Consider the following 300-nt stretch of genomic DNA (forward strand, 5'->3'; position numbering starts at 1 on the left):
CTCAGCGGCCCCGCGGATCAGTTCGGCGAAGCAGTCGATGCTGTCGTCCGGGTCGGGGCAGGCGATGTCGAGGTCTTGGGCATTGCGCCGCAGCAGGGTGCGGATACGTTGATCGAGCTCGGCGCGAGTGCGCACGATGCCGGCACCGAAGCTCAGACGGATGACCGGGAAGCGTTGCGACCAGTCCCAGTGCGGATGGATGTGCAGACCGCGAAACAGGTGCTCGCGGCCGGCGAACAGCTCAGCCAGGGTGTCGAGGAACAGGGACTTGCCGAAGCGCCGCGGACGGGAAAGGAAGTA

The 300-nt window shown here is 66.3% G+C and carries 1 protein-coding gene; it reads right to left on the reverse strand.

All coding sequences use genetic code 11. The features are described 5' to 3' along the window. Positions 1–300: AAA family ATPase (locus ABC977_RS18280; protein ID WP_369668698.1), on the reverse strand; the 300-nt coding region annotated here is incomplete at both ends.

It is taken from the genome of Thioalkalicoccus limnaeus (genome assembly GCF_041197575.1).
Taxonomy (GTDB): domain Bacteria; phylum Pseudomonadota; class Gammaproteobacteria; order Chromatiales; family Chromatiaceae; genus Thioalkalicoccus; species Thioalkalicoccus limnaeus.